Here is a 23,826-nt window from a genome sequence, read left to right as displayed (position 1 = left end):
CTCCCCAGTTAGTCTCCCGAAAGGGCCGGAAACACCCTGCGACACGGGCGTTTCCGGCCCTTCTTTCGGTGAACCGGGGAACTAACCGGGGAGGAACGCAGCGTTGGCCGCTTAAGATGCTGGAATGAGCGATTCAACGACGAACACCTCCGACATCCTTGCCCTCGATTCCCTGCTGACGGCAGACGAGCTGGCCCTCCGCGAGCGGGTCCGCGACTTCACCGCACAGCGGATCCGCCCCAACATCGCACGCTGGTACGAGGACGCTCATTTCCCCCGCGGGATCGCAACGGAGCTGGGTGAGCTCGGTGTTCTGGGAATGCACCTGGACGGTTACGGCTGCCCCGGCCGGACCGCCGTCGAATATGGCCTCGCCGCGATGGAACTTGAGGCCGGCGATTCGGGGATCCGCACGTTCGTCTCGGTCCAGGGCTCCCTTGCCATGACGGCCATCCATAAGTGGGGCTCGGAGGAACAGAAAGAGCAATGGCTTCCTCGAATGGCCGCCGGGGAGCTGATCGGCTGTTTCGCGCTGACCGAGCCGACGGCGGGGTCTGATCCGTCATCCATGACAACTTTTGCCCGCCAAACAGCCGACGGTTGGGTCCTGGATGGTGCCAAACGCTGGATCGGCCTCGCGACCATTGCAGACGTCATGGTGGTATGGGCGAACACTGAAGACGGCATCCGAGGGTTCCTGGTTCCCGCCGGGACCTCCGGTGTGAGCGCTACGCCGATTGAGCCGAAGCTCTCCATGCGCGCTTCCATTCAGTGCGATGTAAAGTTCGACGGCGTGAGGCTGGGTCCTGAAGCCATCCTCCCGGGTGCCTCGGGACTTCGGGGACCATTTTCATGCCTGAATGAGGCGCGATACGGGATCGCATGGGGTGCCATGGGAGCGGCCCGGGACTGCTACGAAGCTGCGTTGGATTATGCCGGCAATCGCCTCCAGTTTGGTCGGCCGCTGGCGGGCTACCAGCTGACGCAGGAGAAACTTGTGAACATGCTGGTGGAAATCCAGAAGGGCACCATGCTGGCCCTTCATTTGGGCCGCTTGAAGGACACCGGCCATCTTCAGCCCCAGCAGATTTCTTTGGGCAAGCTGAATAACGTCCGCGAGGCCATCAAGATCGCCCGGGAGGCTCGGACGATCCTGGGCGGCAACGGCGTCACCTTGGACTACTCACCGCTTCGGCACGCCAACAACCTGGAGTCGGTGCGGACCTATGAGGGAACTGATGAGGTCCACACCCTGATCCTGGGTCAGCACATCACGGGCATCGGAGCTTTCCGTGGCTAGCGCACCCAACTGAGTCGCAGTAGAGCGCGTTTTGAGCCGGCCTCATAACGCGCACTACTGCGACTCAGTTGGGTTCGGGGTTGGGGTTGGGTTTGGGTTCGGGGAGGACCAGCAGATTGAAGTAGCCGCGGAGCCCCTTGACCACGTCTACGTCGTCGGGGGCCAGCAGCCACTGTGTTTGGAGCCCGTCCCACAGTGCAACCAAGGACATTGCAGCTTCATCAGGATCGACGCCGGCCCTCAACCTGCCTTCTGCAGCCAGCTCGGCGAAGCGCCGTGCATAGCTTTTCCTCAGCCGATCGAAGCGCTCGGTGAAGTAAACGCGCCCTGGATGCGAATCGGTAACGGACTCCGCGCACAGAATGGTGTACAGCTCAACCAGGCCCGGAATGTTCTCGTTGAACAGCGCCGTCCGGAGTACTGAATCGACCAGGCCCTCTTCCATGTCATCAGGGAAGGCATCGCCGGTGATTTCGTCGCGTCGCTCCAGGACTGCCATCAGGAGATCACGCTTGGACGGGAAATAGTGCAGCAGGCTGGTTTGGCTCAGCCCCACCCGGTCGGCAACGTCCTGCAGTGACCCGCCCCGGTAGCCGTGGGCAGCGAACACCTCATGGGCGGCATCAAGAATGGTCCGGCGCCGTTCTTCGGATTTTGCGTAGGGGCCCCGCCGCGCTGCTCGGCCCACGTCCTTTGTGGTCATGGCTAGCCAGTGTACATGTGTGTTTCGACTCAAAAATGAAATTCGAGTGACTACTCGAATTTTCTGTTACCGTAGTCACACTTGCCGCGGCGGACTGAAGGAATTCCCAGCCACGTCATCGTCAACCTGACACGAAGAGGTGAAGGCTCGTGACCCGATTCACGCGAAGACAACTCCTGGGCGCAGGCCTGGGAACAGCAGCCATGGGCTTGCTGAGCGGGTGCGCTACTCCAGGAACGCAGTCCGTCAACGCCGCACCAACCATCCCCGCCGCCGGGGAGCCCGTGCGGCTGACCTACTGGGCTTGGCTTAAGGACTTCCAAAACGTCGCTGATGTCTGGAATGCGTCCAATCCCAACATCCAAGTGGATGTGGTGTGGATCCCGGGCGGCAACGCAGGCGGGTACCAGAAGCTGTACTCAGCCCTGGCCGCTGGCGGCGGACCTGACCTGGCTCAGGTGGAACTACGGTCCATCCCGGAGTTCATGCTGGTGAACGGACTGGTTGACCTGAACCGCTATGGCGCCAAGGAACACGAACACTTGTACGACCCCACCCTGTGGAAGCAAGTCAGCTACACCGGGGGCGTTTACGGCATCCCCCAGGACGCCGGCCCCATGGGCATGTTCTACCAGCCCGCCATCCTGGACAAGGTGGGGGGCAGCGCCCCGAAGACCTGGGACGAGTGGGCTGCCTTAGCCGCCGAACTTCGCTCCGTGGACAGTTACTTGGACTGCTTCCCCATCAGCGATGCCTCTCCCTTCGCGTCCTTCGCGGGGCAGGCCGGCGCCCAGTGGCTGCGACCGGAAGAGGATGGCTGGGTCATCAACATGACCGACGACGCCACGCTCAACACCGCGCGTTTCTTCGACAAAGCGATCGACGACGACCTCGTCACCACCGCGTACGGCGCCTTCTCCCCGGGTTGGTTTGCGGCCGCCGGCAAGGGTGGCATTGCCTCCACCATCACCGGCAGCTGGGGCGATGCTTTGGTGCAGGGCGTCAGTGGCTCCGAAGGTAAGTGGCGCGTCGCGCCGATGCCCACGTGGGGCGACACCGGCTTTGGCTCCAGCTACCTGGGTGGCTCTACGGCGGCGGTGTTGGCCAACAGCAAACACCCCAAGGAAGCACTCGAGTTTGCGGTGTGGCTGACCACGTCCAAAGAGGGAATCGACGCCGAGATCAAGCACAGCGGCATCGGCTGGTCACCCAACCCCGACTTTATTGGCACGGATCGGCAGCAGCCCTCGGCGTTCTTCGGTGGCCAACGCTATAACGAGGAAGTCTTTGTTCCCGCCGCCCAACAGCAGAACCCGGACTGGTCCTGGTGGCCGGTGACCCAGCAGTCGTTCAACATCCTCAGCGACGGCTTCCGCAAAAAGGCTTTCGGTACCTCATTGGTCGATTCAATCGCAGCTTCCGAGCAGCAGATCATCACCGTTTTCAAGAACAAGGGCCTCAGCATTCGGAAGGAAACGGCATGACCACCACCCGCACCGCATCTACAGTGCAGCGCCCCGCCGCCACGGCACCAAACCGTCCGGGCAAGCGGGCCGGCGCTGCTGCACGCGCCCCCTGGCTTCTGCTGGCTCCGTTCCTGGGGCTCTTTGTCCTCACCTTCCTGCTGCCCATTGTTGTGGCCATCATGTCCAGCTTTACCAAGGTGACCCGCAGCGGGCTCTTCGGTGAAGCCGGCGTGACCAGTGAGTTCGCCGGCTTCAGCAATTACGCCCAGGCTCTGGCCGACGGCAGCTTTGTGGCGTCCATTGGCCGAATGCTGCTCTTTGGTATCGTCCAGGTTCCCGTGATGATCGTCCTGTGCACGGCGTTGGCTCTCATGCTCGAGTCAGCATCGGCAAAGTGGCCTGGCTTCTTCCGTGCCGCCTACTTCCTCCCCTACGGTGTACCGGGCGTCATCGCCACCATCCTCTGGTCCTTCCTGTACGTGCCCGGGCTCAGCCCGCTGTTTGACGCAGCCAAGATCGTTGGCTTGACTCCCGATTTCCTGGGCGCCAACAGCGTCCTGTGGTCCATTGCCAACATCGTCACGTGGAGCTACACGGGCTACAACATGCTGATCATCGTGGCGCAGCTCAAGGCCATCCCGGTGGAACTCTATGAGGCAGCCAAGGTGGACGGCGCTTCCACGTGGCGTGTTGCCCGGAGCATCCAACTCCCCATGATCCGCCCCGCACTGATGCTCACCACGGTGTTTTCCATCATCGGAACGCTGCAACTGTTCGCTGAAGCGCAGGTCCTCAAGACCGTTGCTCCGGCCATCGACAGCCAATACACGCCCAATCTCAGCGCGTACACCACCGCGTTCGCCTACAACGACTACAACGTCGCTGCAGCCCAGTCGGTCATCATCGCCGTGGCCGCCTTCGCCCTTTCCTTCGCTTTCCTCGCACTGACGAACAGGAAGTCCTCATGACCTCCACAGCAACGAAGCCCGCCACTCCCGCCATCCGCAGCAAGACATCGGCGGGTCCGGACCGTTCGGCCGGACGACGGCGGTCATCCACCATCATTGTCACCGCACTTTTGGTGGTGGTGGCCTTGTACTTCCTGATTCCCGTGTATTGGGTGTTCGTGGCCTCCACGAAATCCACGGAAGACCTCTTCTCCACCAACGGCTTCTGGTTCGCGCCCACTTTCTCTCTGTGGGAAAACATCGGCCGTGTGGTCAGCTACGACAACGGCATTTTTGGCCGCTGGTTCCTGAACTCGGCCATCTACGCAGGTGTCGGCGCGCTCCTGGCCACATACTTTGCCGCAGCAGGCGGCTATGCCTTGGCCAAGTACCAGTTCAAGGGACGCAACCTGGTGTTCGGCACCATCCTTGGCGGCGTCCTGGTTCCGGGTACTGCCACTGCCCTGCCGCTCTTCCTGCTGTTCAGCCAGATGGGCCTGGCCAACACGTACTGGAGCGTCCTGCTGCCCTCCCTGGTTTCACCCTTCGGCCTGTTCCTCTGCCGGATCTACGCCCAAGCCACAGTGGATACCTCGCTGATTGAGGCCGCACGGATCGACGGCGCGGGCGAGCTCCGCATCTTCCACACCATTGGGCTCAAGGTACTGACGCCGGCCTTGGTCACCGTGTTCCTGTTCCAACTGGTGGGCATCTGGAACAACTACTTCCTGCCTTTGGTCATGCTGTCCGATTCCGAGCTTTACCCCATCACGCTGGGCCTGAACAACTGGTTGAGCCAGGTTGACCGTTTGCCCGAATTCTATGAACTGACCACGGGCGGGGTGCTGCTTTCCATCATTCCTCTCAGCATCGCCATGGTTGTCCTGCAGCGCTTCTGGCGCGGCGGACTGACAGAAGGAGCCGTTAAGTAATGACCACGTCATTGGACGCCAGCTACATCACTGACACCGGTCCGGGATCCGGCAAGAGACTCCCTGCCCGTTCCTGGCTGCACACCGACGCACCCACCATCTCCCTGAACGGGACGTGGCGTTTCCGGCTTCTCCCGGGGGCTCCCGGAACCCCGGGCGGCCGAGGTGTCCTCCCCGCCGGCGAACCCACTGAAGGCGTCGCCGAGGAAGCCCTGGATGACTCCACCTGGGACCAGATCCCGGTTCCCGCGCACTGGGTCCTGGAAGGCGATGACCGTTATGGACGGCCCATCTACACCAACGTCCAGTTTCCTTTCCCTACCGATGCACCCCATGTCCCGGATGAGAACCCCACCGGGGATTACCGCCGAAGCTTCGAACTGCCCGCCGACTGGAAGGACACCGAACGCCTTGTTCTGAGGTTCGACGGCATCGAATCCCGTTACAAGGTGTGGCTCAATGGCAGCGAGATCGGGGTGGGTACCGGCAGCCGGCTCGCCCAGGAATTCGACGTCACCGAGGCAGCACGCCCCGGACAGAACGTCCTGGCTGTGCGGGTCCATCAATGGTCTGCGTCCAGCTACGTGGAGGACCAGGACCAGTGGTGGATGCCGGGCATCTTCCGCGATGTCACCCTCCAGGCCCGCCCTGCGAAGGGCATCGACGACGTCTGGTTGCGCACGTCTTATGCCAACAACGCGGGCGTCATCGACCCCGAAATCACGGCTGACAACGCCGCCTACCCGGTGCGGCTGTCCGTACCCGAGCTGGACGTCGACGTCGTCTGGAACTCCCCTGCCGACGTCACCCCGGTGGCAATTGCCGCCGTCGAGCCCTGGTCCGCAGAGGTTCCGCGCCTCTACAACGCCACCGTGTCCAGCGATGGGGAAACCATTTCGCTGCGCCTGGGATTCCGGACCGTGGAGATCGAGGGCGACCGGTTCCTGGTGAACGGCAAGCGCGTGGTGTTCCATGGCGTCAACAGGCATGAGACCCACCCTGACCGCGGCCGCGTGTTTGACGAGGACTTTGCCCGCCAGGACCTTGCCTTGATGAAGAAGTTCAACGTCAACGCCATCCGCACCAGCCACTACCCGCCGCATCCCCGCCTGTTGGACATCGCGGACGAGATGGGCTTCTGGGTGATCCTCGAATGCGATCTTGAAACCCACGGCTTTGAACGGCACGGCTGGGTGGGTAACCCCAGCGATGATCCCGCGTGGCGTGAAGCGTACCTGGACCGCATGGAACGGACCGTGGAGCGGGACAAGAACCACCCCTCGATCGTCATGTGGTCCCTGGGCAACGAGTCGGGCAGCGGCTCCAACCTGGCCGCGATGTCCGCATGGACGCATGCCCGGGACACTGGCCGCCCCGTCCACTACGAAGGCGACTACACCGGCGCTTATACCGACGTCTATTCCCGGATGTACTCCTCCGTGCCGGAAACCGAAGCGATCGGCCGGGACGATTCCGGCTCGCTGCTCCTGGGATGTTCCGCGGCGGAGTCCGCACGCCAGCGCACCAAACCGTTCATTCTCTGCGAATACGTCCATGCCATGGGCAACGGACCCGGCGCAATCGACCAGTACGAGGACCTGGTGGACCGCTACCCGCGGCTGCATGGCGGCTTTGTCTGGGAATGGCGGGACCACGGTATCCGCACCACGGACGCCAACGGCACCGAGTTCTTTGCCTACGGCGGGGACTTCGGCGAAGTGGTCCACGACGGCAACTTTGTGATGGACGGCATGGTCCTCTCCGACTCCACGCCCAGCCCCGGTCTCTTTGAGTACAAACAGATCGTCGCGCCCCTGCGCCTGGGTTTCAGCACGGAAACGCACGACGGCGGCACGCGCCGTTCCGTTTCCGTTGCCAACCTGCGGCACACCGCTGATGCGTCCGACGTCGTCCTTCGCTGGCGCACCGAAGTGGACGGCGAGGTGACCGCGTCCGGTGAGCTCGACGTCGTCACCTCGGCCGGCGTCCCCCTCCCCGCGGGGAATTCGGCGCTGATTGAGTTGCCGGAGTTCGCATCCATGGACTCGGGAGAGTGCTGGCTGACTGTGGAGTCGGTCCTTCGCAAGGACACAGCGTGGGCCGAGGCCGGGCACGTGATCTCCGCTGCGCAGCTCCAACTCTCAGACGCTGCGCCTCGTCTGAGCATCCCGCGCCCTCAGTCTTCGGCCAACCGTGCCGTCCACGGAGTGGCGGGTACGGTTGCCCTAGGGCCCGGGGTCTTTGACGACGGCCGGCTGGTCTCGCTGGCCGGACTGCCGGTGTCCGGGCCGCGCCTGGAATTGTGGCGGGCTCCCACCGATAACGATGCCGGCGCCGGCCGGGGCAGCTACGACCTCGCCGATCCGTGGCTCAACAACGGCGACGGTGTTGCCGCACCGTCATCCGAGAGCATCTGGCGTGCCGCCGGTCTTGACCGGTTGACGGCCAGGGTGGAGAAGGTCTCGGCCAGCGGATCGGGAGTCTCCGTCCGGACCCGCTACGCTGCAGCCGATGCCGCACATTGGGTCTCTGTGGAGGAGAACTGGCAGCTGTCCGACGGCGAGCTGTGGCTCCGTCTGGACATTGTTCCCAGCTCGGGGTGGGACATCATCTGGCCGAGGGTGGGGGTCCGCTTTGACCTGCCCGGATCAGTGGATGGTGCGTCGTGGTTCGGCGCTGGCCCCCGTGAGTCCTACCCGGACAGCATGCATGCAACGCTTGTGGGCCGCTACTCGGCGGGCATCGACGAGCTTTCGGTGAAATACGCCAAACCGCAGGAAACGGGACACCGGAGTGCGGTTCGCGCGCTGGACCTGCAGAACTCCGGAGAACCCTGGCTGGGGTTCAGCGCTATCCCTGATTCCCCTGGGCGCCTGCCCGGTTTCACACTCTCACGGCACACGGCGCAGGAGATTTCCGCCGCAGCCCACCCGCACGAGTTGCCGGCAAGCAAGGGCAGCTACTTGTACCTCGATGCCGCCCAGCACGGGCTCGGGTCCAGGGCGTGCGGCCCGGACGTCTGGCCGGACCACGCGCTGCGTCCGGAAGCACGGACGCTGACGTTCCGGATCACTGAAGCGGGCTAGATCCCCCCGTTGCGGGGCCCGCTCTGCATGCTTCCGGGCACGAATAACGCGCAGAGCGGGCCCCACAACACCACCCCCGTGCGTTGTGGGGCCCGTTTTGCGCGATTCGACGCGGGAATACCACGCAGAGCGGGCCCCACAACGAAAGGGCAGGGGTGTCAGGCGACCGCCACGGGCTCCTTCTTAGCTGCATCCTTGCGGATGGTGGCACTAATGACAGCGGCCACCGTGCACATGGCGGCTGCGCCCAGCCAGGCGTAGTTGTAGTGCCCGGTGGCATCGCGGATGAACCCGGCCAGGAGTGCCGCAACGGCAGCCCCGAGCTGGTGGGCTGCGAACACCCAGCCGAACACCACAGACCCGTCGGCACCGAAAACCGAGCGGCAAATAGCGGCGGTGGGAGGCACGGTGGCTACCCAATCGAGCCCGTAGACCACCACGAAGATAATCATGCTCGGCTCAACCGACGAGCCCAGAAGCAGCGGCAACACCAGCAGACCGATCCCCCGGAACTGGTAATACACAGCCAGCAGCACTTTGGGGTTGAAGCGGTCCGTCAACCATCCGGACGCGATGGTCCCCACGATGTCGAAGATCCCGACGACGGCCAGCAAACCCGCCGCTGTGGTTTCAGGCATGCCGTGATCGTGTGCGGACGGAATGAAGTGCGTGCCGATCAGTCCATTGGTGGTAGCACCACAGATCGCGAAACCCGCAGCCAATGCCCAAAACGTCCGTACTTTACTCGCGCGTTTGAGGACCTGCAGTGCACGAATCGCGGCGTTGGGAGAATCCCCTGCCCCCGGCACAGCAACCACAGCGGCGGGCTTGCCTAACGTCGCAGCGGTTGTTCCGGCGTCGGCGGCTTTCGTGTCAGATTCAGCGGCGGCGGGTTCAGCCGCTGCGGCTTCCTCGGCACCGTAAGGCAACACCCCGACGTCGGCAGGTGAGTTCCGCAGCCAGCGCAGCACCAGCGGGACTACGGCGAGCGCACCTGCCGCGATGAGCAAGGATGCACCGCGCCAGCCCGGGTTTTGGGCAAGGGCCGCGATAAAGGGCAGGAATACCAACTGGCCGGCTGCACTACCGGCCGTCAGGATGCCGATCACCAGGCCACGGCTTTTGGCGAACCAGGTGTTGGCGATGGTGGCGGCGAAGACCAGGGCCATGGAACCGGTGCCCAGTCCGATCAGCAGGCCCCACGTGAGCAGGATCTGCCAGGACTGGTTGACGAAGACCGTCAGGGCGGAGCCGAGCCCGATGAGGCAGAGAGCCAGCGAGGTGACCTTCCGGATACCGAAGCGCTCCATCAGGGCCGCGGCGAACGGAGCCGTCAAGCCGAACAGGACCAGGTTGATGCTTACGGCCAGGGACAGGACCGTGGTGGACCAGCCGAATTCCTCCTGCAGCGGGACCATGAGGACGCCGGGCGCCGCACGGAATCCGGCGGCTCCAACCAGCGCCAGGAAGGCAACCGCTGCAACGATCCAGGCGGGGTGAAGGCGTCGGCGCTTGCCCGTCTTTCCCGTGGGGGTCCGTGTTTCTTCGGGCGGGGTCCCTTTTACGTCGGGAGCGGTCATGCGGGGATCTCCGTACCAGGGGAAGCGGCAGTTCGGGTTTCAGCTGTGTTTCGGGTTTCAAGGGGTGCGACGGCGAGCGGAAGTGGATGGTCGCTACGTTTGAAGCTGTGCCAGCTGGTGTTGGCTGCGGTCAGCCGGGCGCCACAGCTGGTGCAGGTATCGGCGGACATGGTGGCTTGACCGCAGTCAGTGTGGATGACCTTCATGTGGGACACCTCGTTGGGAGCGTCCAGGTGTTTCTCAGCCCAGATGATGATGGCGTTGAGCACGGGAAGCGCGTCCTCTCCCTTGGGGGTGAGGACGTATTCCTGCCGTGTGCGGGCGCCGTCCTGATAGGGGCGTTGGGCGAGCAGCCCAGCGTCCAGAAGCCATCCCAGGCGTTTACTGAGGACGTTGTCGGCTACTTCGAGGCGTTGCTTGATCGCATCGAAGCGGCCGTTGCCGAAGAAGATCTCGCGGAGGACCAGGCTCCCCCAGGGGTCGCCGAGGACATCCAACCCACGGGCAAGGCTGCACGTGCGCGCAGACCAGTCAGAACGAAGAGGCATGCGCACAAAATTAGCTGACTTCGCTAAAGAAAGCTAGGCGTTGCGCACGCGAAAAGATCCGGCTCTTGTTCCTCACTTCCCCGGTGAGAGTGCGAACAAGAGCCGGATTCGAAGGACTATCTGATTTTGGCGAAGGCCTGTTCCAGGTCTGCGATCAGGTCCTCCGCTTCCTCGATGCCGCAGGAAAGGCGCAGAAGGTTGACCGGAACAGCCAACTCGGTCCCCTTCACCGAAGCGTGGGTCATCTCCGAGGGGTAGTTCATGAGGGACTCGATGCCGCCCAGGGACTCTGCCAGAGTGAACACCGAGGTGGATTCGGCGACCATACGGGCAGCCGCTTCGCCGCCCTTGAACTGTACGGACACCATGCCGCCGAACTTCTTCATCTGCTTGGCAGCGAGCTCATGACCTGGGTGATCCGGGAGGCCCGGGTAAAGGACGGCTTCAACCTCGGGACGCTGCAGCAACCATTCGGCCACAGCCTGGCCATTCTCACTGTGACGGTCCATGCGAACACCCAGCGTTTTCAAACCGCGGGTAGTCAGGAAGGCATCCATCGGGCCGGAAACCGCACCCACCGCAAACTGAACGAACCCGATCTTCTCGGCAAGATCCGCGTCCTTGACCACAACGGCGCCGCCAACAACGTCGGAGTGGCCCCCGATGTACTTGGTGGTGGAGTGCACCACAACATCGGCCCCCAAGGCGAGGGGGGTCTGCAAGTAGGGCGACGCGAAGGTGTTATCCACCACAAGGAGGGCACCGGCGTCGTGCGCTACTGCGGCGAGCGCCTCGATGTCCGTGATTTTCATCATCGGGTTGGACGGCGTCTCCACCCACACCAGGCGCGTCTTGTTGGCAGCAACAGCAGCAGCAACGGCATCGAGATCGGACATGTCCACCGGGGTGTTGCCGATGCCCCAGTCCCCCAGCACGCGGTTGATCAGGCGATAGGTGCCACCGTAGGCGTCATTGCCCAGCACAATGTGGTCCCCCGGCCGGGCAAGCGCCCGGATCAGTGAATCCTCAGCTGCCAGACCCGAGCCGAAGGAAAACGCAGCCGTGCCACCTTCAAGGGCGGCGAGTTGATCTTGGAGGGCGTCGCGGGTGGGGTTGCCTCCACGGCCGTATTCGTATCCTGAACGGAGGTTGCCGATCCCGTCCTGGGCGTACGTGGTGCTGAAGTGCAGTGGCGGCACAACAGCGCCGGTCACCGGTTCGAAAGCCTGTCCAGCGTGGACGGCGCGCGTGTTGAACCCGGCGTTGTTGATGGCAGACATTGAAGCTCCTCTAGTTTCGTTCAGGGATTGCAGTGGAATCGGCGCGGGGCGCTCAGTTGCTCAAGTAGGCCAGGAGGTCGTGCCGGGTCAGGATTCCCACGGGGGCTCCCGCGAAGGTCACCATCAGGGTATCGACGTCGGACAGCAGCTCCCGGGCGGCGGAAAGGGTCTCCAAGGAGCCGATCACGGGCAGGCGCTCGCCCATGTGTTCGGAGACCTTGTCAGCCAGCTTGGCTTCGCCGCGGAACAGTTTTGTGGTGAGGCTGCGCTCATCAACTGCCCCGAGGACCTCGCCCATCACCACCGGGGGTTCCTGTGAAAGAACCGGTATGTGGGATACGCCGAACTCGTTCATGATGTTGATGACATCGCGGACCGTTTCGTTCGGGTGGATGTGGACCAGGTCCGGCATCTCTCCCGTCTTGGATTTGAGCACCTCGCCCACGGAAGCTTCCTCGCCGCCGGCCAGGAAGCCGTAGGAACGCATCCACTGATCGTTGAAGATCTTGGCAAGGTAGCCACGGCCCGAGTCCGGGAGGATCACCACAACCACGGCGGACTCGTCCAGGTCCTTGGCTGCGTGCAACGCCGCAACGACGGCCATGCCGGAGGAACCGCCCACCAGCAGGCCCTCCTCGCGGGCGAGGCGGCGGGTCATGGAGAAGGAGTCAGCGTCGGATACGGCAATCACGTCATCCGGCACCGCGGGATCGTAGTTGCCGGGCCACATGTCCTCGCCCACGCCCTCCACGAAGTACGGCCGGCCGGTTCCGCCTGAGTAGACCGAGCCTTCCGGGTCCGCCCCAATGACCTTGACCTGGCCGCCGTCGGAATCCGCGCGGTCCGCCGAGACCTGCTTGAGGTAGCGGCCCGTACCGGTGATGGTGCCGCCGGTTCCGGCGCCAATGACCACGTGAGTGACCCGGCCGTCCGTGTCCCGCCAGATTTCCGGGCCTGTAGTCTCGAAGTGGCTGCCAGGGGCGGCGGGATTGGAGAACTGGTCCGGTTTGAAGGCGCCTGGGATCTCCTTGACCAGACGGTCGGAGACGCCGTAGTAGCTCTGCGGGCTGTCAGGTGCTACCGCGGTGGGCGTCACCACCACTTCGGCCCCGTACGCCCTCAGCACGGCCCGCTTGTCCTCGCCCACCTTATCCGGCACCACAAAGACGCACTTGTAACCCTTTTGCTGGGCGACAAGCGCCAGTCCCACCCCGGTGTTGCCCGACGTCGGCTCAACGATGGTTCCGCCCGGCTTGAGCCGACCGTCCTTTTCCGCGTCTTCGATCATCTTCACGGCGATCCGGTCCTTGATGGATCCGCCGGGATTGATGTATTCGAGCTTCACCAGGACGGTGGCCCTGATTCCCTCGGTGACGTGGTTGAGCTTGATGAGCGGCGTATTGCCGATGAGGTCCAACACGGACTGGGCATACTTCATAGATACAAAGTTACCGTCTGGTTGCTTAGGGTCTGGACCCGGCGCCGTCAGCGATCATGCGCCGGCAGAGGTGTCGTTCTGCCATAGGCCCAAAACGTTGCCTTCGGTGTCCTTGAAGTAGGCATACCAGCCCATGGCGGGCATGGCCTCCTTGGCTTGGACCACACTGCCGCCGGCAGATTCCACCTGCTTGAGCGCGGCATCAATGTCCTCTACGTCCAGGGTGAGGACGGGTGTCTTCAGGGCGTCGGTCCGTGGGAACAGGGCGCCGTTGATGGCACCGGGCTCTTTTGGCGCGCCTGTCTGTTCATCGGAAGGTGCTGTGATGGCGATCGTATAGTCCATCCCCTGCATGGGACTCAGGTTCCAGCCGAAGGCACTCCGGTAGAAGGTGTTGGCCCGGTCTTGATTGTCCGTAGGAATCTCGAAATGCACAATGGCGGCCATGATTCGCGCTCCTTGTTCCATGGATTTGTGGTGGTTCATGGCGCGGCGCATCCTCGCCACATCACGGAGTCTAGCCCTGGCCGGCTGCTGCCCTAAGGGGGTCCGTCAGGGGTTACCGTCAGCAGATTGTCAGCCGGTCGTGGGACCATAAATATATGACCATCGCAGACGCTCCGCCTATTGTCGCGGCCGCGGCAGATGCGGCCGTCCGGTGGTATCCGGGCAGTTCCTTCCGTTTGGACCACACCATGTTTCCGCTCATGCGCGGCAAGGCGGATCCGTCCTTCGCAACGCATTCCAGCGGATTTTGGATGGCGTTCACCGCACCCTCCGGCCCAGTGACGCTGCGCCTCTCGGGAGGTGGGCTGGGGACCGAATCCTTCGTGGACGCACAGGCCTGGGGGCCCGGGGCGGAGGACGCCGTGGCCGCTGTGCCCAGGTTGCTGGGCGCCGACGACGATTGGTCGGCCTTCGACGAACCCACCTTCCATGCCACCCTCCCGCGCTTGGTCACAGAATCCCGACGCCGGAACCCGGCTTTGCGGCTGCCCTCCACCGGGCGGATGGTGGACGCACTGGTGCCGGCCGTCCTGGAACAAAAGGTCACGTCTTTGGAGGCACGGCGCGGGTACCGGTATTTGATGTACCGCTACGGAACGCCTGCCCCGGGTAAGGCTCCTGCCGGGCTTCTGGTCCCTCCTACCGCCAGGCAGTGGCTGGCCATTCCTTCGTGGGAGTGGCACAAAGCCGGTGTTGGACCACAGCGCTCGGCAACTGTCATGCGGGCGCTGCAGTCCGCCGTCGCGCTTGAACGTCTTGCCGGGCTGGACGCGGCGAAAGCCGGCGCCAAGCTGCAGACCATACCGGGCATCGGCATTTGGACCGCAGCAGAAGTAGTTCAACGAACCCACGGCTGCCCGGACTCGATTTCCGTGGGCGACTACCACCTGGCTGCTTACGTCGGGTACGCCCTGACAGGACAAAAAACAGACGACGCAGGCATGATCGAGCTCCTGGAGCCGTGGCGCGGACACAGGCAGCGGCTGGTCCGGATGCTGTACCTCAGCGGCTTCCGCAAGCCCACGTTCGGGCCCCGGATGACCGTTCAGGATCACCGCGGACACTGAGCTTTCATTGCGGACCGAAGGTGTCCGCAGGGGCATGGACGGCCTCTCCGGGCGGGTATACGGTGGCGCTTAGGAGCCATCACCAGCCGTCCCTGGAGTGACCGTGATCCACACCAACAAGCTCACCAAGACCTTCACCGTGAAGAAGGAAACCGTCGAGGCCGTGAAGGGCGTGGACATTGACGTCGCCCCCGGCGAACTGGTTGCTTTCCTGGGCCCCAACGGCGCCGGCAAATCCACAACCCTGCGGATGCTCACCACGCTGTTGAGACCCACGTCCGGCTCCGCCACCGTAGCTGGGGTTGATGTGGACAAGGATCCTGCGGGCGTCCGTGCCCGGATCGGGTACATCGGACAAGGCAACGGGGGCGGGCACAGCTACCGGGTGATCGACGAATTGATCATGCAAGGCCGCTTCTACGGAATGAACACCACAGACGCCAAAGCCCGCGCCGAATCTCTCATGGCTTCCCTGGACCTCAGCGAACTCGCCAAGCGCACGGTCATCAAACTTTCCGGCGGGCAACGGCGACGCATGGACGTTGCCCTCGGGCTGATGCACTCGCCCGGCTTGCTGTTCCTCGATGAGCCGTCCACAGGCATGGATCCCCAGAACCGCGCCAACCTCTGGGAGCACATCATGCGGATGCGCGAGGAACACGGGACCACCATCGTACTGACTACCCACTACATGGATGAGGCCGATTCGATGTCCGAGCGCGTCATTGTGATCGACCACGGAACCATCATCGCCGACGACACCGCTTCACGGCTCAAAGCGAATCTTGCCGGGGACCTCCTGGCAGTGGAGGTCGCCGCCGGTGCCGCGTCCGAGGTGCGGGGGCTGCTGGGCCGCGCTGCCGCCGAAGGCGACATGGAGGAAAACGCGTACGACGGCGTAGTCCGCTTCCGGCTTCGGCTGGCCCACGGTGCCCGGCTTGCGCCGGGGTTGCTGAAGGAAATGCACGACGCCGGCGCTCCCGCCCAGTCCCTGGAGTTGAAACCGCCAACGCTGGACGACGTTTTCCTGGAACTGACCGGCCGCAGCCTGCGGGAAGGAGCTGAAGTCTGATGATTGAACAAGCCGTTGCCCCGGGTGTGACTCTCCAGAAGCGGGGGCCGCGCAGCGTTGTGACGGACACGTGGTTTGTGTTCTGGCGTGAGATGTTGCTGCCGCTGCGGGATCCGTTCTCGCTGATTTTCTCCCTCATCCAACCCCTGGTGTTCCTCGGGTTGTTCGGGCCACTGCTGGGTGCGGCCGTGGGGGCTCCAGCCTTCGGTGGCCAGTCCACGCTTCAATGGTTCCTTCCCGGGGTGGTGGTGATGATTGCCTTGTTCGGCACCTCCATGACCGGTTCCAACCTGCAGTACGAACTCATGACCGGTTCCTATGAGCGGATTCTTGCCACGCCGCTCTCGCGGTCCTCCCTGATGATTGGCCGGGCGTTGAAGGAGTGGGCTCCCTTGGTACTGCAGGGCTTGCTGATCGCCGTGGTCTGCATCCCCTTCGGCTTCGTTTTCTACCCCATGCACGTGGTGTTGGGTCTGGTCATTCTGGGCATCTTCGGCATCGGGCTGGGCGCTTTGTCCTATTCGCTGGCCTTGGTTTCGCAGAACAAGGAATGGATCTTCTGGGGCGTGCAGCAAACCCTGCTGTTCCCGCTGATGATCCTCTCCGGAATCATGCTGCCCATTGAGGCCGGTCCGGGGTGGATGAAGGTGGCCAGCCTGTTCAATCCACTGACCTACCTGGTCAATGCTGAACGTGAGTTGTTTGCCGGACGTATCGGTACGGACACCATGTGGGGGCTCGTGGCCGCTGTGGTGACGGCCGCCGTCGGGCTTGCGGTGGGAATCCGGACCATCAAGCGCAATACCAACTAACTACCTGCCTTGCGCTTGGAGATGTAGCCGGGAAATCGCGTCCTGCCGCATGTCCACCTTCCGCACCTTGCCGGAGACCGTCATGGGGAAGGATTCGCGGACGTCGATGTAGCGCGGGATCTTGTAGTGGGCCAGTTTGCCGCGACAGTACTCGGCAATGTCCTGGACCGTCAGCGCGGCAACACCGGGTTTGAGGATGATGCAGGCCATGAGCTCTTCTCCGTATTTCTGGTCCGGGACGCCGATGACCTGAACATCCTGGACGGACGGGTGGAGGTACAGGAATTCCTCGATCTCGCGGGGGTAGATATTCTCGCCGCCACGGATCACCATGTCCTTGATGCGGCCCTCGATCACCAGGTAGCCATCCTCGTCCATGCGGGCCAGGTCACCGGTGTGCATCCAGCCATCAGCGTCGATTGCCTCCGCGGTTTTGTCCGGCTGGCCCCAGTAACCCTGCATCACCGAGTAACCCCGTGTGCAGAGCTCGCCGATCACGCCACGCTCCACCACTTCCCCGGAACCCGGGTCAATGATGCGGCTCTCCAGGTGCGGCATTGACCGGCCTACCGTGCTGGTCCGCTGCTCCAGCGTGTCCCCCGGGCGGGTCATGGTGGACACGGGCGAGGTCTCGGTCATGCCGTAGCAAATGGCAACATCCACCATGTGCATCTCATCGATCACCCGGCGCATCACTTCGATAGGACACAAGGAGCCTGCCATCACTCCTGTCCGCAACGTGGAGAGATCGTAGGAGGTGAAGTCCTCCAGCGCGAGCTCGGCGATGAACATGGTGGGCACTCCGTACAAGGAAGTCCCGCCGAAGTCCTGCACGGCTTCCAACGCCGCCGATGCATTGAACCCGCGTCCTGGAATGATGGTGGCCGCGCCGAAGCTCAGGGCATTCAGGTTTCCGATCACCATGCCGAAGCAGTGATAAAACGGCACGGGAATCACCACCCGGTCATGCTCGGTGTAGTTCAGGAGCCGGCCGATCGAGTGCCCGTTATTGAGGATGTTGTGGTGCGTCAACGTGGCGCCCTTGGGGAATCCCGTGGTGCCTGAGGTGTATTGCAGGTTGATGGGATCGTGAGGGTCCAGTTCCGCCATGCGTTCACGCAGTGCTGAAGGCCCGACGCCGTCTGCCCGGGTCAGGAGTTGGCTGTACGTGAGTTCGTGGTTGGCTACGGGGACGCCCACAGTGAGTCCCAGTTCCGGCGCTCCCGGAAGGAAAACGATCTCCCGGAGCTCGGGACAGTTGCCGGCCGCATCCCTGGCCATGCCCACATAGTCGCTGTTCTTGTCGCTTGGTGCGGCCACCAGCATTCTCATGCCGTTCTGTTTCACCACGAACTCCAGCTCGTGGCTGCGATACGCCGGGTTCACATTGACCAGCACGGCGCCAATCTTTGCTGTGGCGTATTGAAGGATGGTCCACTCTGCGCAGTTCGGACTCCAAATGCCGATCCTCTCACCTTTGCCCACGTCCATGGCGAGCAGTGCGCGGGCGAGGTGATCGACGTCGTCGTTCAACTTTTGGTAGCTCCACCGGCGAGCATCGCCGCCTGGTGTTGCAGCGGCCTCGATCAGCGCATCCCGCAAGGGGAACTGCGCCGCGACGCGCTCAAAATTGGCACCAATGGTCTCTTCGAGCAGCGGGACGGCAGTGTCTCCGGCGGTATAGGACAACATGACGGAACGCTACCAAGGGACTGCCCGCAACAGAACCGTAACCACCTCCAGCGGCGGCGTGTCCTGCCGGTAGGGTTGGAACCATGAGTGCACCCATTGACCTGCAGGCCACGTTCATCCCCAACGAAGGCGAGTTCTTCCGCGTGAAGCTCGCTTTGGAAATCGCGATCGACGAGGTCGTCAACGAGCCCGGCTGCATCCGTTACGAACTGACCGAAGCGACCGAGGAAAAGCTCGTCCTGACCGAGCGTTGGGAATCCGAAGAGCTTCTGGAAAAGCACTCCAAGGGCATCGCCGTCCAGGACCTCAACGAATCCCTCAGCGCTCTGCTTGCCGAGCCGGTCAAGCTCGAACGGCTGTAATCGCCGCAAAACTGCGAGAACGCCTTAAAGCATCGAGGTCGCCGGAATTTTCCGGCGACCTCGATGCTTTCCGGCGGCCTCGATGTTTCGAAGCCGCCGGTGCGTCTTAGTTTTCCTGAGCCTCGGCACGTGCCTTGGCGACGTGCGCGTGGACCTCTTCCATGTCCAGCCCCTTCACGGCCTCGATGACCTGCTCAAGCTGCGGGCCATTCAGGGCACCCGGCTGCGAGAAGACCAGAACCTTTTCGCGGAAAGCCATGAGCGTGGGGATGGACGTGATCCCGGCCTCGGCGGCGAGCTGCTGCTCAGCCTCGGTGTCTACCTTCGCGAACACCACGTCAGTGTGCTTCTCAGAAGCAGCCCCGTACGTGGGGGCAAACTGACGGCACGGGGCACACCAAGATGCCCAAAAATCCACCAGGACAATGTCATTGTCCTCGATGGTCGATGCGAACTGTTCTCCAGTGATGTCAACTGTAGCCATGCTTCCACGGTACGCGACCCCGCCCGCGAAGTCCCGCGGAGGGGCTCCCTGTTCGCTGTCTGCGTCACCGGGAATAAACGCCGAGAGGGAAGTTTTAAAGCAAGCCTTGTCCCGGATTGAACAAGTGTTTAGTCTTTGAAACATGCGTTCAAACGCAGAGGATTTGACCACCCGGGCCCGGATCCGCGACGCCGCCATTGGGATCTTCGGCCGCGATGGTTTCGCCCGCGCAACTATCAGGTCAGTTGCCTCTGCCGCAGGGGTCAGCCCAGGCCTGGTCATCCACCACTTCGGCAGCAAAACCGGGCTTCGTGATGCCTGTGATCAGCATGTCCTCGCGCAAACAGCCACCCAGGGCCGCGAAAAAACCGATCCGGTCTCCACTCGGCAGCTGATCCAGGACTACATGAACCACCCCGACCAATACTCCGACGAAATCACCTACATCCGACGCACCCTCAGCGACGAATCCGAGGCCGGCGACGCCTTCTTCGACGCCGTCGTGAAGCAAACGCAGGACATCATCCACGCCGGGATAGCGGCGGGAACCATCAGGGCGTTCGACGACGTCCGGTCCACCGCCGTCGTGATCGCCTCCAACAGCCTCTCAATCCTCATGCTGGGCCGGCACCTCTCACGGACGCTGGGACTGGTGGACCCTGAACCGCACGGCATCGGCCCCGACCTTCTCCGGCAACTGACCCTGCCCGCCCTGGAGATTTACACGCACGGCTTCTACACCGATGCGCGTTTCCTGGATGCGGCCCGCGACGCCCTTGAACAAGAAACCAGCAACCACGGAAAGGAGCATGCCCCGTGACCCAGGCAATCGTCGTCGAGGGTTTACGCAAAAAGTTCGGTCACCGCGAAGTCCTGCACGGACTCGATTTCGCGGTTGACCGCGGGACAGTCTTCGGCGTCATTGGCCCGAACGGCGCAGGCAAGACCACCACCATGCGCTGCCTGCTGGATATTATTCGGCCCAGCGCGGGGTCCATTTCCGTTTTGGGAGAAGATCCGCGTTCTGCCGGCACTGCCCTCCGCCGCCGGATCGGCTACCTCCCCGGCGAGCTTCACTTGGAAAACAGGACCACGGGGCGCCGCATGCTGGAGCACTTCGCGGCGATCAGCGGCCCGGTGGACCCCAAGCATGTCAACGAACTCGCCGAGCGGCTGAACCTTGATCTGGATCGACAGACCCGGAAACTCTCCAAAGGCAACAAGCAAAAGCTGGGGCTGCTTCAGGCCTTCATGCATAAGCCCGAACTCCTGGTGCTGGACGAACCCACCAGCGGCCTGGATCCCCTGGTCCAACAGGTGTTCCATGCGATGGTCCGCGAGGCAGTGGATGGCGGCGCAACTGTGTTCCTCAGTTCGCACGTTCTCAGCGAAGTGCAGCAGGCCGCCGACGCCGTCGCCATCCTCCGCGACGGCGGCATCGTGACCGTTTCCACCGTGGAAGCGCTCCGGACTGCAGCAGTCCGGCAGGTACGGTTCACCAGCACCGAAACGGAAGCGCACGACGTCGGCGCGCTGCTGGCCCGGGTGCCAGGCGTCGCCAATATGGTGGTGCGGGAGCTCAAGGCCGACGGTCACACATCCGGAACAGTTGAGGCCACGGCGATGCTGTCCGGCCACGTTCAGCCCTTGGTTCAGGCGCTGGCCAGGTTGAACTTGACGGACCTGGTCCTCGAAGAACCGGACCTGGAGGAAGCTGTGCTCACTCTATACACAGCCCAAACTCCTCAGCCGGGCCAGTCTTCTCAGCCGGGCCAGTCTCCGGGGCTTGGCCAACCTCCGGGGCTTGGAAATGGTCAAACACAGGGCCGGCACGTGGGAGGAGCACACCGTGCCTAGAATCCTCCCCTTGTTCACCAAGGCCCTGACTGACTCATGGCGTTCAACGCTTGCTTGGGCAGTTGGTTTGTCGGCGGCATGCATGCTGTACCTGCCGCTCTATCCCTCGATTGGAGGCAGTGCGCAGATGCAGGACCTGATCAATGCGCTTCCTCCTGAGATGACCAAAGCCCTGAACTACGATCAAATCGCTTCGGGACCCGGCTACACCCAGGCCACCATGTTCGGGTTGATCGGATTCCTGCTGATGTCCATGGCCTCCATCGGCTGGGGTGCCGCGGCCGTAGGGGGCGACGAAGAATCCGGCTTGCTGGAACTGACGCTTGCCCACAGTGTTACCCGGGTGCAGATAGTCCTTGAACGCGCCTTGGCAATCGTGGTTCGCATTGCGTTGCTTTCGGTCCTTGTTTTTCTGTTGGTGCTGGGACTGAACGGGCCCTCGCAACTGGGCATCGACGTCGGACATCTCGCAGGTGCGGTACTGCTGTTCGCAGCCCTGGCACTTCTCAGCGGGACCGCCGCGCTCTTCGCCGGGGCACTGAGCGGCCGGAAAGTCTACGGGATCGCCGCCGGTGCCGCCGTAGCTGTTCTTGGTTATGTGTTCAACGCCGTGGGACGGCAAAGTCCCGACGTCCAGTGGTTGCTGAACCTTTCGCCGTACCACTGGGCATACGGCAATTCCCCGGTAGCCAACGGCGCGGACTGGGGAGCTACCGCGGGCTTGTACGGCATTTCGGCGGGGCTAATTGTGCTGGGCGCAGTCGCGCTGCAGCGACGCGATGTGGGGGTTTAGCTCCAGACGTGCGGCGCTGGCCGCCGCGATCCGGGAAGGGCATTGTTTTCCCGCCATTCGTGGATCCATTCGGGCAACTCAAGGTCAGCCGGTGGCGCTCCGAACTCAGCGATGATTTCTTCCTGCGTAACTGGCTTACCCTTACAGACCAAGCGGGTGGCGATGTGCGCCCGCGCATAGATTTCACCGTCTACTACCATGCGCTGTTCAAAATAGATGGCCTTCGTGTCCAGGCCAATGATGCGGGTTTCGATGGTGTATTGCTGCCAGAGTTGAAGAGACTTGCGAAAGGCGATGGTTTCACCGGCTGCCACCGGGCTCCAACCCCGCTTGCGCATTCTTGTCCAGATGCCGCTGCGGACCATGAGGTCGAAACGGCCGAGGTCCATCAACGAGAAATACATGCCGTTGTTGACGTGCATCGCGATGTCGATGTCAGTGGGCAGAACCCGTAGGGGCAGCGACGATTCTTCCCAAACGCCGAGCGGCGAGCGCTTGGAGGACGTGAACAGCAACATGAGGGTGCGAAGAAGCAAATGCATAACTCAATGTTACCCACCAGTAACTTGTTGGGGAATGCATGAACCGAATAGTGGACCCTTTTCTTGGGCGCAGCAGGTTTATGTCTAACGTCTACCGCCGGTTCATCAAAGACGTGAATAATGTCTGAAACTCATATTGATGGAAGATACAAGGGGGACCCCTATGAGCACGCTGCAAACCGTCAGGCCGCAAGGCGACGTTTGGCCCGAACTTTCCCGCCACCAGCACGTGGTCCTCCAGGATGCCCGCGGCAACCGGATCGAGGGAACCATCGATGGCATGACCGACGATCGCAGTACCCTGTGGATCCAGCTCAAGGGTGGCTTGGGGCGCCAACTGGTGCACCACTTGGACGGCTACTGGCTGGAGACGCCGGCCGCCTGATCCCGCCCCGTCAAGACAGGGCGCTCGCTGTGGCTAGTATTCCCGTATGACTCAAGCGCGATACAGGGACCTGGTTGAATGGCCCCTCATGGCCACCGCATTGATTTTCCTCACGGCTTACGCGTGGCAGGTCATCGGTCGCGTCAGCGGGGCCGAGGCAATCCCCTTCGAAGTGGTTCTGTGGATCACGTGGGGAATTTTCGCGGTGGATTACTTCGCTAATCTTTGGCTTGCCGAGGACCGCATGCGGTGGTTCCTCTGGAATCTCCACGAACTTCTGATCGTGATACTCCCCTTCTTCCGCCCCCTCCGCCTTCTGAGGCTGGTCACGCTGCTCTCCGTCCTGCAGCGCACCGTGGGCGAAACACTGCGCGGGCGTGTGGCCACCTATGTTGCTGGCGCAGCCGCGATGCTGATCCTCATCGGAGCCCTGGCCGTGCTGGACGTTGAGCAGAACGCGCCCGACGCCAAAATTCTCACCTTCGGAGACGCCGCTTGGTGGGCCATCACCACTATCACCACCGTGGGCTACGGAGACCTCTACCCAGTAACTCCCATCGGCAGGATGGTGGCTGCCGCCCTGATGATGAGCGGGATCGCGGTCCTGGGTATGGTCACGGCGTCCATTGCCTCCTGGCTCCTGCAACGAATCGAGGAGAATGCCGAGGAGGTGGCCGCAGCAGCGGAAGTCAAGGCCGCAGCTGCCGAGGAACCGGTCCGCGCCGAGATGGCGGACCTCGTGACGGAAATCGCCGCGCTGCGGATGGAGATCGCCGAGCTCCGGCAAGCCACCGAAGTCAGGCAGGCCACGGAACTCAGGCCGGCTGCAGAACGCGGGCCGGAGCGCGAGGCTTAGTCCCGGCGTCAGGCCCTATCCGGCGTCGGGCCCTATCCCCCGTACCGTCACCACCTACTTTGCGACCCGGGTATTGCGACACGCCCCGCATTCCTGCGTGTTGCAGGGTTAGTGCAA

Annotated in this window: 23 protein-coding genes; 14 read left to right on the top strand and 9 right to left on the bottom strand. The window is 62.9% G+C overall.

Annotation, left to right across the window (positions count from 1 at the left end):
• Positions 1-124 precede the first annotated feature (124 nt).
• On the top strand, positions 125-1,300 hold the full coding sequence (locus EU811_RS09965) for an acyl-CoA dehydrogenase family protein (protein WP_142938304.1): 1,176 nt from the start codon (positions 125-127) through the stop codon (positions 1,298-1,300).
• A gap of 64 nt (positions 1,301-1,364) precedes the next feature.
• On the opposite strand, the gene EU811_RS09960 is transcribed toward EU811_RS09965, so the two are convergent.
• On the bottom strand, positions 1,365-2,003 hold the full coding sequence (locus EU811_RS09960) for a TetR/AcrR family transcriptional regulator (protein WP_142938303.1): 639 nt from the start codon (positions 2,001-2,003) through the stop codon (positions 1,365-1,367).
• Positions 2,004-2,152: 149 nt separating this feature from the next.
• Between EU811_RS09960 and EU811_RS09955 the strand changes: the two genes are divergently transcribed.
• The 4 genes from EU811_RS09955 to EU811_RS09940 are packed head-to-tail and all read left to right on the top strand — an operon-like array spanning position 2,153 to position 8,434.
• Entirely contained in the window at positions 2,153-3,487 is a 1,335-nt protein-coding gene (locus EU811_RS09955; RefSeq protein WP_142938302.1) for an ABC transporter substrate-binding protein, read from the top strand.
• Entirely contained in the window at positions 3,484-4,437 is a 954-nt protein-coding gene (locus tag EU811_RS09950; protein WP_142938301.1) for a carbohydrate ABC transporter permease, read from the top strand. The genes EU811_RS09955 and EU811_RS09950 overlap by 4 nt, the downstream gene beginning before the upstream one ends.
• Complete coding sequence (locus EU811_RS09945; protein WP_142938300.1) at positions 4,434-5,348, top strand: carbohydrate ABC transporter permease; 915 nt, start codon at positions 4,434-4,436, stop codon at positions 5,346-5,348. The genes EU811_RS09950 and EU811_RS09945 overlap by 4 nt, the downstream gene beginning before the upstream one ends.
• Positions 5,348-8,434, top strand: a complete 3,087-nt coding sequence (locus EU811_RS09940; RefSeq protein WP_187697117.1) for a glycoside hydrolase family 2 TIM barrel-domain containing protein — start codon at positions 5,348-5,350, stop codon at positions 8,432-8,434. Before EU811_RS09945 ends, EU811_RS09940 begins: the two co-directional genes overlap by 1 nt.
• Before the next feature lie 158 nt (positions 8,435-8,592).
• Here EU811_RS09940 and EU811_RS09935 read toward each other — a convergent pair whose 3' ends face one another.
• From EU811_RS09935 to EU811_RS09915, 5 genes are all read right to left on the bottom strand, one after another.
• Positions 8,593-10,014: an MFS transporter gene (locus EU811_RS09935; RefSeq protein ID WP_142938299.1), complete on the bottom strand. Its 1,422-nt coding sequence runs from the start codon at positions 10,012-10,014 to the stop codon at positions 8,593-8,595.
• Positions 10,011-10,562, bottom strand: coding sequence for a winged helix-turn-helix transcriptional regulator (locus EU811_RS09930; RefSeq protein ID WP_142938298.1), 552 nt, complete (start codon positions 10,560-10,562; stop codon positions 10,011-10,013). The genes EU811_RS09935 and EU811_RS09930 overlap by 4 nt, the downstream gene beginning before the upstream one ends.
• 116 nt (positions 10,563-10,678) lie before the next feature.
• The gene (locus tag EU811_RS09925) at positions 10,679-11,842 is read right to left on the bottom strand and encodes a cystathionine gamma-synthase (RefSeq protein ID WP_142938297.1); all 1,164 of its coding nucleotides are present in this window, start codon (positions 11,840-11,842) and stop codon (positions 10,679-10,681) included.
• 52 nt (positions 11,843-11,894) lie between these two features.
• On the bottom strand, positions 11,895-13,280 hold the full coding sequence (locus EU811_RS09920) for a cystathionine beta-synthase (RefSeq protein WP_142938296.1): 1,386 nt from the start codon (positions 13,278-13,280) through the stop codon (positions 11,895-11,897).
• Between the two features lie 54 nt (positions 13,281-13,334).
• On the bottom strand, positions 13,335-13,727 hold the full coding sequence (locus EU811_RS09915) for a VOC family protein (protein ID WP_142938351.1): 393 nt from the start codon (positions 13,725-13,727) through the stop codon (positions 13,335-13,337).
• Between the two features lie 155 nt (positions 13,728-13,882).
• Between EU811_RS09915 and EU811_RS09910 the strand changes: the two genes are divergently transcribed.
• The 3 genes from EU811_RS09910 (at position 13,883) to EU811_RS09900 (ending at position 16,738) form a co-directional block, all read left to right on the top strand.
• Entirely contained in the window at positions 13,883-14,854 is a 972-nt protein-coding gene (locus EU811_RS09910) for a DNA-3-methyladenine glycosylase family protein (protein WP_142938295.1), read from the top strand.
• 103 nt (positions 14,855-14,957) lie between these two features.
• Positions 14,958-15,926 (top strand): ATP-binding cassette domain-containing protein, encoded by a 969-nt coding sequence (locus EU811_RS09905; protein WP_187697115.1) that lies wholly within the window; start codon positions 14,958-14,960, stop codon positions 15,924-15,926.
• Positions 15,926-16,738 carry an ABC transporter permease gene (locus EU811_RS09900; protein WP_142938293.1) on the top strand — a complete coding sequence of 271 codons (813 nt, stop codon included), beginning with the start codon at positions 15,926-15,928 and terminating at the stop codon, positions 16,736-16,738. Before EU811_RS09905 ends, EU811_RS09900 begins: the two co-directional genes overlap by 1 nt.
• Here the strand turns inward: EU811_RS09900 and EU811_RS09895 are convergent, their stop codons facing one another.
• The gene (locus EU811_RS09895) at positions 16,739-18,430 is read right to left on the bottom strand and encodes an AMP-binding protein (protein ID WP_142938292.1); all 1,692 of its coding nucleotides are present in this window, start codon (positions 18,428-18,430) and stop codon (positions 16,739-16,741) included.
• Positions 18,431-18,513: 83 nt separating this feature from the next.
• On the opposite strand from EU811_RS09895, the gene EU811_RS09890 reads away from it, so the two are divergent.
• Positions 18,514-18,792, top strand: a complete 279-nt coding sequence (locus tag EU811_RS09890) for a putative quinol monooxygenase (protein ID WP_011775682.1) — start codon at positions 18,514-18,516, stop codon at positions 18,790-18,792.
• 106 nt (positions 18,793-18,898) lie between these two features.
• Here EU811_RS09890 and EU811_RS09885 read toward each other — a convergent pair whose 3' ends face one another.
• The gene (locus EU811_RS09885; RefSeq protein WP_142938291.1) at positions 18,899-19,276 is read right to left on the bottom strand and encodes a thioredoxin family protein; all 378 of its coding nucleotides are present in this window, start codon (positions 19,274-19,276) and stop codon (positions 18,899-18,901) included.
• 142 nt (positions 19,277-19,418) lie between these two features.
• Here EU811_RS09885 and EU811_RS09880 point away from each other — a divergent pair, with 142 nt between their 5' ends.
• Genes EU811_RS09880 through EU811_RS09870 form a run of 3 tightly spaced genes read left to right on the top strand, consistent with a single transcriptional unit; the run spans position 19,419 to position 21,926 of the window.
• The gene (locus EU811_RS09880) at positions 19,419-20,096 is read left to right on the top strand and encodes a TetR family transcriptional regulator (RefSeq protein WP_142938290.1); all 678 of its coding nucleotides are present in this window, start codon (positions 19,419-19,421) and stop codon (positions 20,094-20,096) included.
• A complete protein-coding gene (locus EU811_RS09875) occupies positions 20,093-21,133 on the top strand; it encodes an ABC transporter ATP-binding protein (RefSeq protein WP_142938289.1) in 1,041 nt (346 codons plus the stop codon). The genes EU811_RS09880 and EU811_RS09875 overlap by 4 nt, the downstream gene beginning before the upstream one ends.
• Positions 21,126-21,926 carry an ABC transporter permease subunit gene (locus EU811_RS09870; RefSeq protein WP_142938288.1) on the top strand — a complete coding sequence of 267 codons (801 nt, stop codon included), beginning with the start codon at positions 21,126-21,128 and terminating at the stop codon, positions 21,924-21,926. The genes EU811_RS09875 and EU811_RS09870 overlap by 8 nt, the downstream gene beginning before the upstream one ends.
• Here EU811_RS09870 and EU811_RS09865 read toward each other — a convergent pair.
• Positions 21,923-22,468 (bottom strand): acyl-CoA thioesterase, encoded by a 546-nt coding sequence (locus EU811_RS09865; protein ID WP_142938287.1) that lies wholly within the window; start codon positions 22,466-22,468, stop codon positions 21,923-21,925. The two genes, EU811_RS09870 and EU811_RS09865, sit on opposite strands and share 4 nt — an antisense overlap.
• 163 nt (positions 22,469-22,631) lie before the next feature.
• On the opposite strand from EU811_RS09865, the gene EU811_RS09860 reads away from it, so the two are divergent.
• Together EU811_RS09860 and EU811_RS09855 are read left to right on the top strand one after the other, a co-directional pair.
• Positions 22,632-22,853 (top strand): hypothetical protein, encoded by a 222-nt coding sequence (locus EU811_RS09860; RefSeq protein ID WP_142938286.1) that lies wholly within the window; start codon positions 22,632-22,634, stop codon positions 22,851-22,853.
• A gap of 46 nt (positions 22,854-22,899) precedes the next feature.
• Complete coding sequence (locus tag EU811_RS09855; RefSeq protein ID WP_142938285.1) at positions 22,900-23,709, top strand: potassium channel family protein; 810 nt, start codon at positions 22,900-22,902, stop codon at positions 23,707-23,709.
• Positions 23,710-23,826: the final 117 nt, after the last annotated feature.

Source organism: Arthrobacter sp. TS-15 (assembly GCF_006964045.1).
Lineage (GTDB): Bacteria > Actinomycetota > Actinomycetes > Actinomycetales > Micrococcaceae > Arthrobacter.
This window is presented reverse-complemented; position numbering and strand designations above follow the sequence as displayed.

Excerpts from the sequence above, each read along its gene's own strand:
- EU811_RS09925 (WP_142938297.1), bottom strand. The coding sequence starts at position 11,842 with ATGTCTGCCATCAACAACGCCGGGTTCAACACGCGCGCCGTCCACGCT.
- EU811_RS09960 (WP_142938303.1), bottom strand. The coding sequence starts at position 2,003 with ATGACCACAAAGGACGTGGGCCGAGCAGCGCGGCGGGGCCCCTACGCA.
- EU811_RS09880 (WP_142938290.1), top strand. The coding sequence starts at position 19,419 with ATGCGTTCAAACGCAGAGGATTTGACCACCCGGGCCCGGATCCGCGAC.
- EU811_RS09890 (WP_011775682.1), top strand. The coding sequence starts at position 18,514 with ATGAGTGCACCCATTGACCTGCAGGCCACGTTCATCCCCAACGAAGGC.
- EU811_RS09885 (WP_142938291.1), bottom strand. The coding sequence starts at position 19,276 with ATGGCTACAGTTGACATCACTGGAGAACAGTTCGCATCGACCATCGAG.
- EU811_RS09855 (WP_142938285.1), top strand. The coding sequence starts at position 22,900 with ATGACTCAAGCGCGATACAGGGACCTGGTTGAATGGCCCCTCATGGCC.
- EU811_RS09930 (WP_142938298.1), bottom strand. The coding sequence starts at position 10,562 with ATGCCTCTTCGTTCTGACTGGTCTGCGCGCACGTGCAGCCTTGCCCGT.
- EU811_RS09910 (WP_142938295.1), top strand. The coding sequence starts at position 13,883 with ATGACCATCGCAGACGCTCCGCCTATTGTCGCGGCCGCGGCAGATGCG.
- EU811_RS09895 (WP_142938292.1), bottom strand. The coding sequence starts at position 18,430 with ATGTTGTCCTATACCGCCGGAGACACTGCCGTCCCGCTGCTCGAAGAG.
- EU811_RS09945 (WP_142938300.1), top strand. The coding sequence starts at position 4,434 with ATGACCTCCACAGCAACGAAGCCCGCCACTCCCGCCATCCGCAGCAAG.
- EU811_RS09950 (WP_142938301.1), top strand. The coding sequence starts at position 3,484 with ATGACCACCACCCGCACCGCATCTACAGTGCAGCGCCCCGCCGCCACG.
- EU811_RS09935 (WP_142938299.1), bottom strand. The coding sequence starts at position 10,014 with ATGACCGCTCCCGACGTAAAAGGGACCCCGCCCGAAGAAACACGGACC.
- EU811_RS09920 (WP_142938296.1), bottom strand. The coding sequence starts at position 13,280 with ATGAAGTATGCCCAGTCCGTGTTGGACCTCATCGGCAATACGCCGCTC.
- EU811_RS09900 (WP_142938293.1), top strand. The coding sequence starts at position 15,926 with ATGATTGAACAAGCCGTTGCCCCGGGTGTGACTCTCCAGAAGCGGGGG.
- EU811_RS09965 (WP_142938304.1), top strand. The coding sequence starts at position 125 with ATGAGCGATTCAACGACGAACACCTCCGACATCCTTGCCCTCGATTCC.
- EU811_RS09865 (WP_142938287.1), bottom strand. The coding sequence starts at position 22,468 with ATGCATTTGCTTCTTCGCACCCTCATGTTGCTGTTCACGTCCTCCAAG.
- EU811_RS09915 (WP_142938351.1), bottom strand. The coding sequence starts at position 13,727 with ATGGCCGCCATTGTGCATTTCGAGATTCCTACGGACAATCAAGACCGG.
- EU811_RS09860 (WP_142938286.1), top strand. The coding sequence starts at position 22,632 with ATGAGCACGCTGCAAACCGTCAGGCCGCAAGGCGACGTTTGGCCCGAA.
- EU811_RS09940 (WP_187697117.1), top strand. The coding sequence starts at position 5,348 with ATGACCACGTCATTGGACGCCAGCTACATCACTGACACCGGTCCGGGA.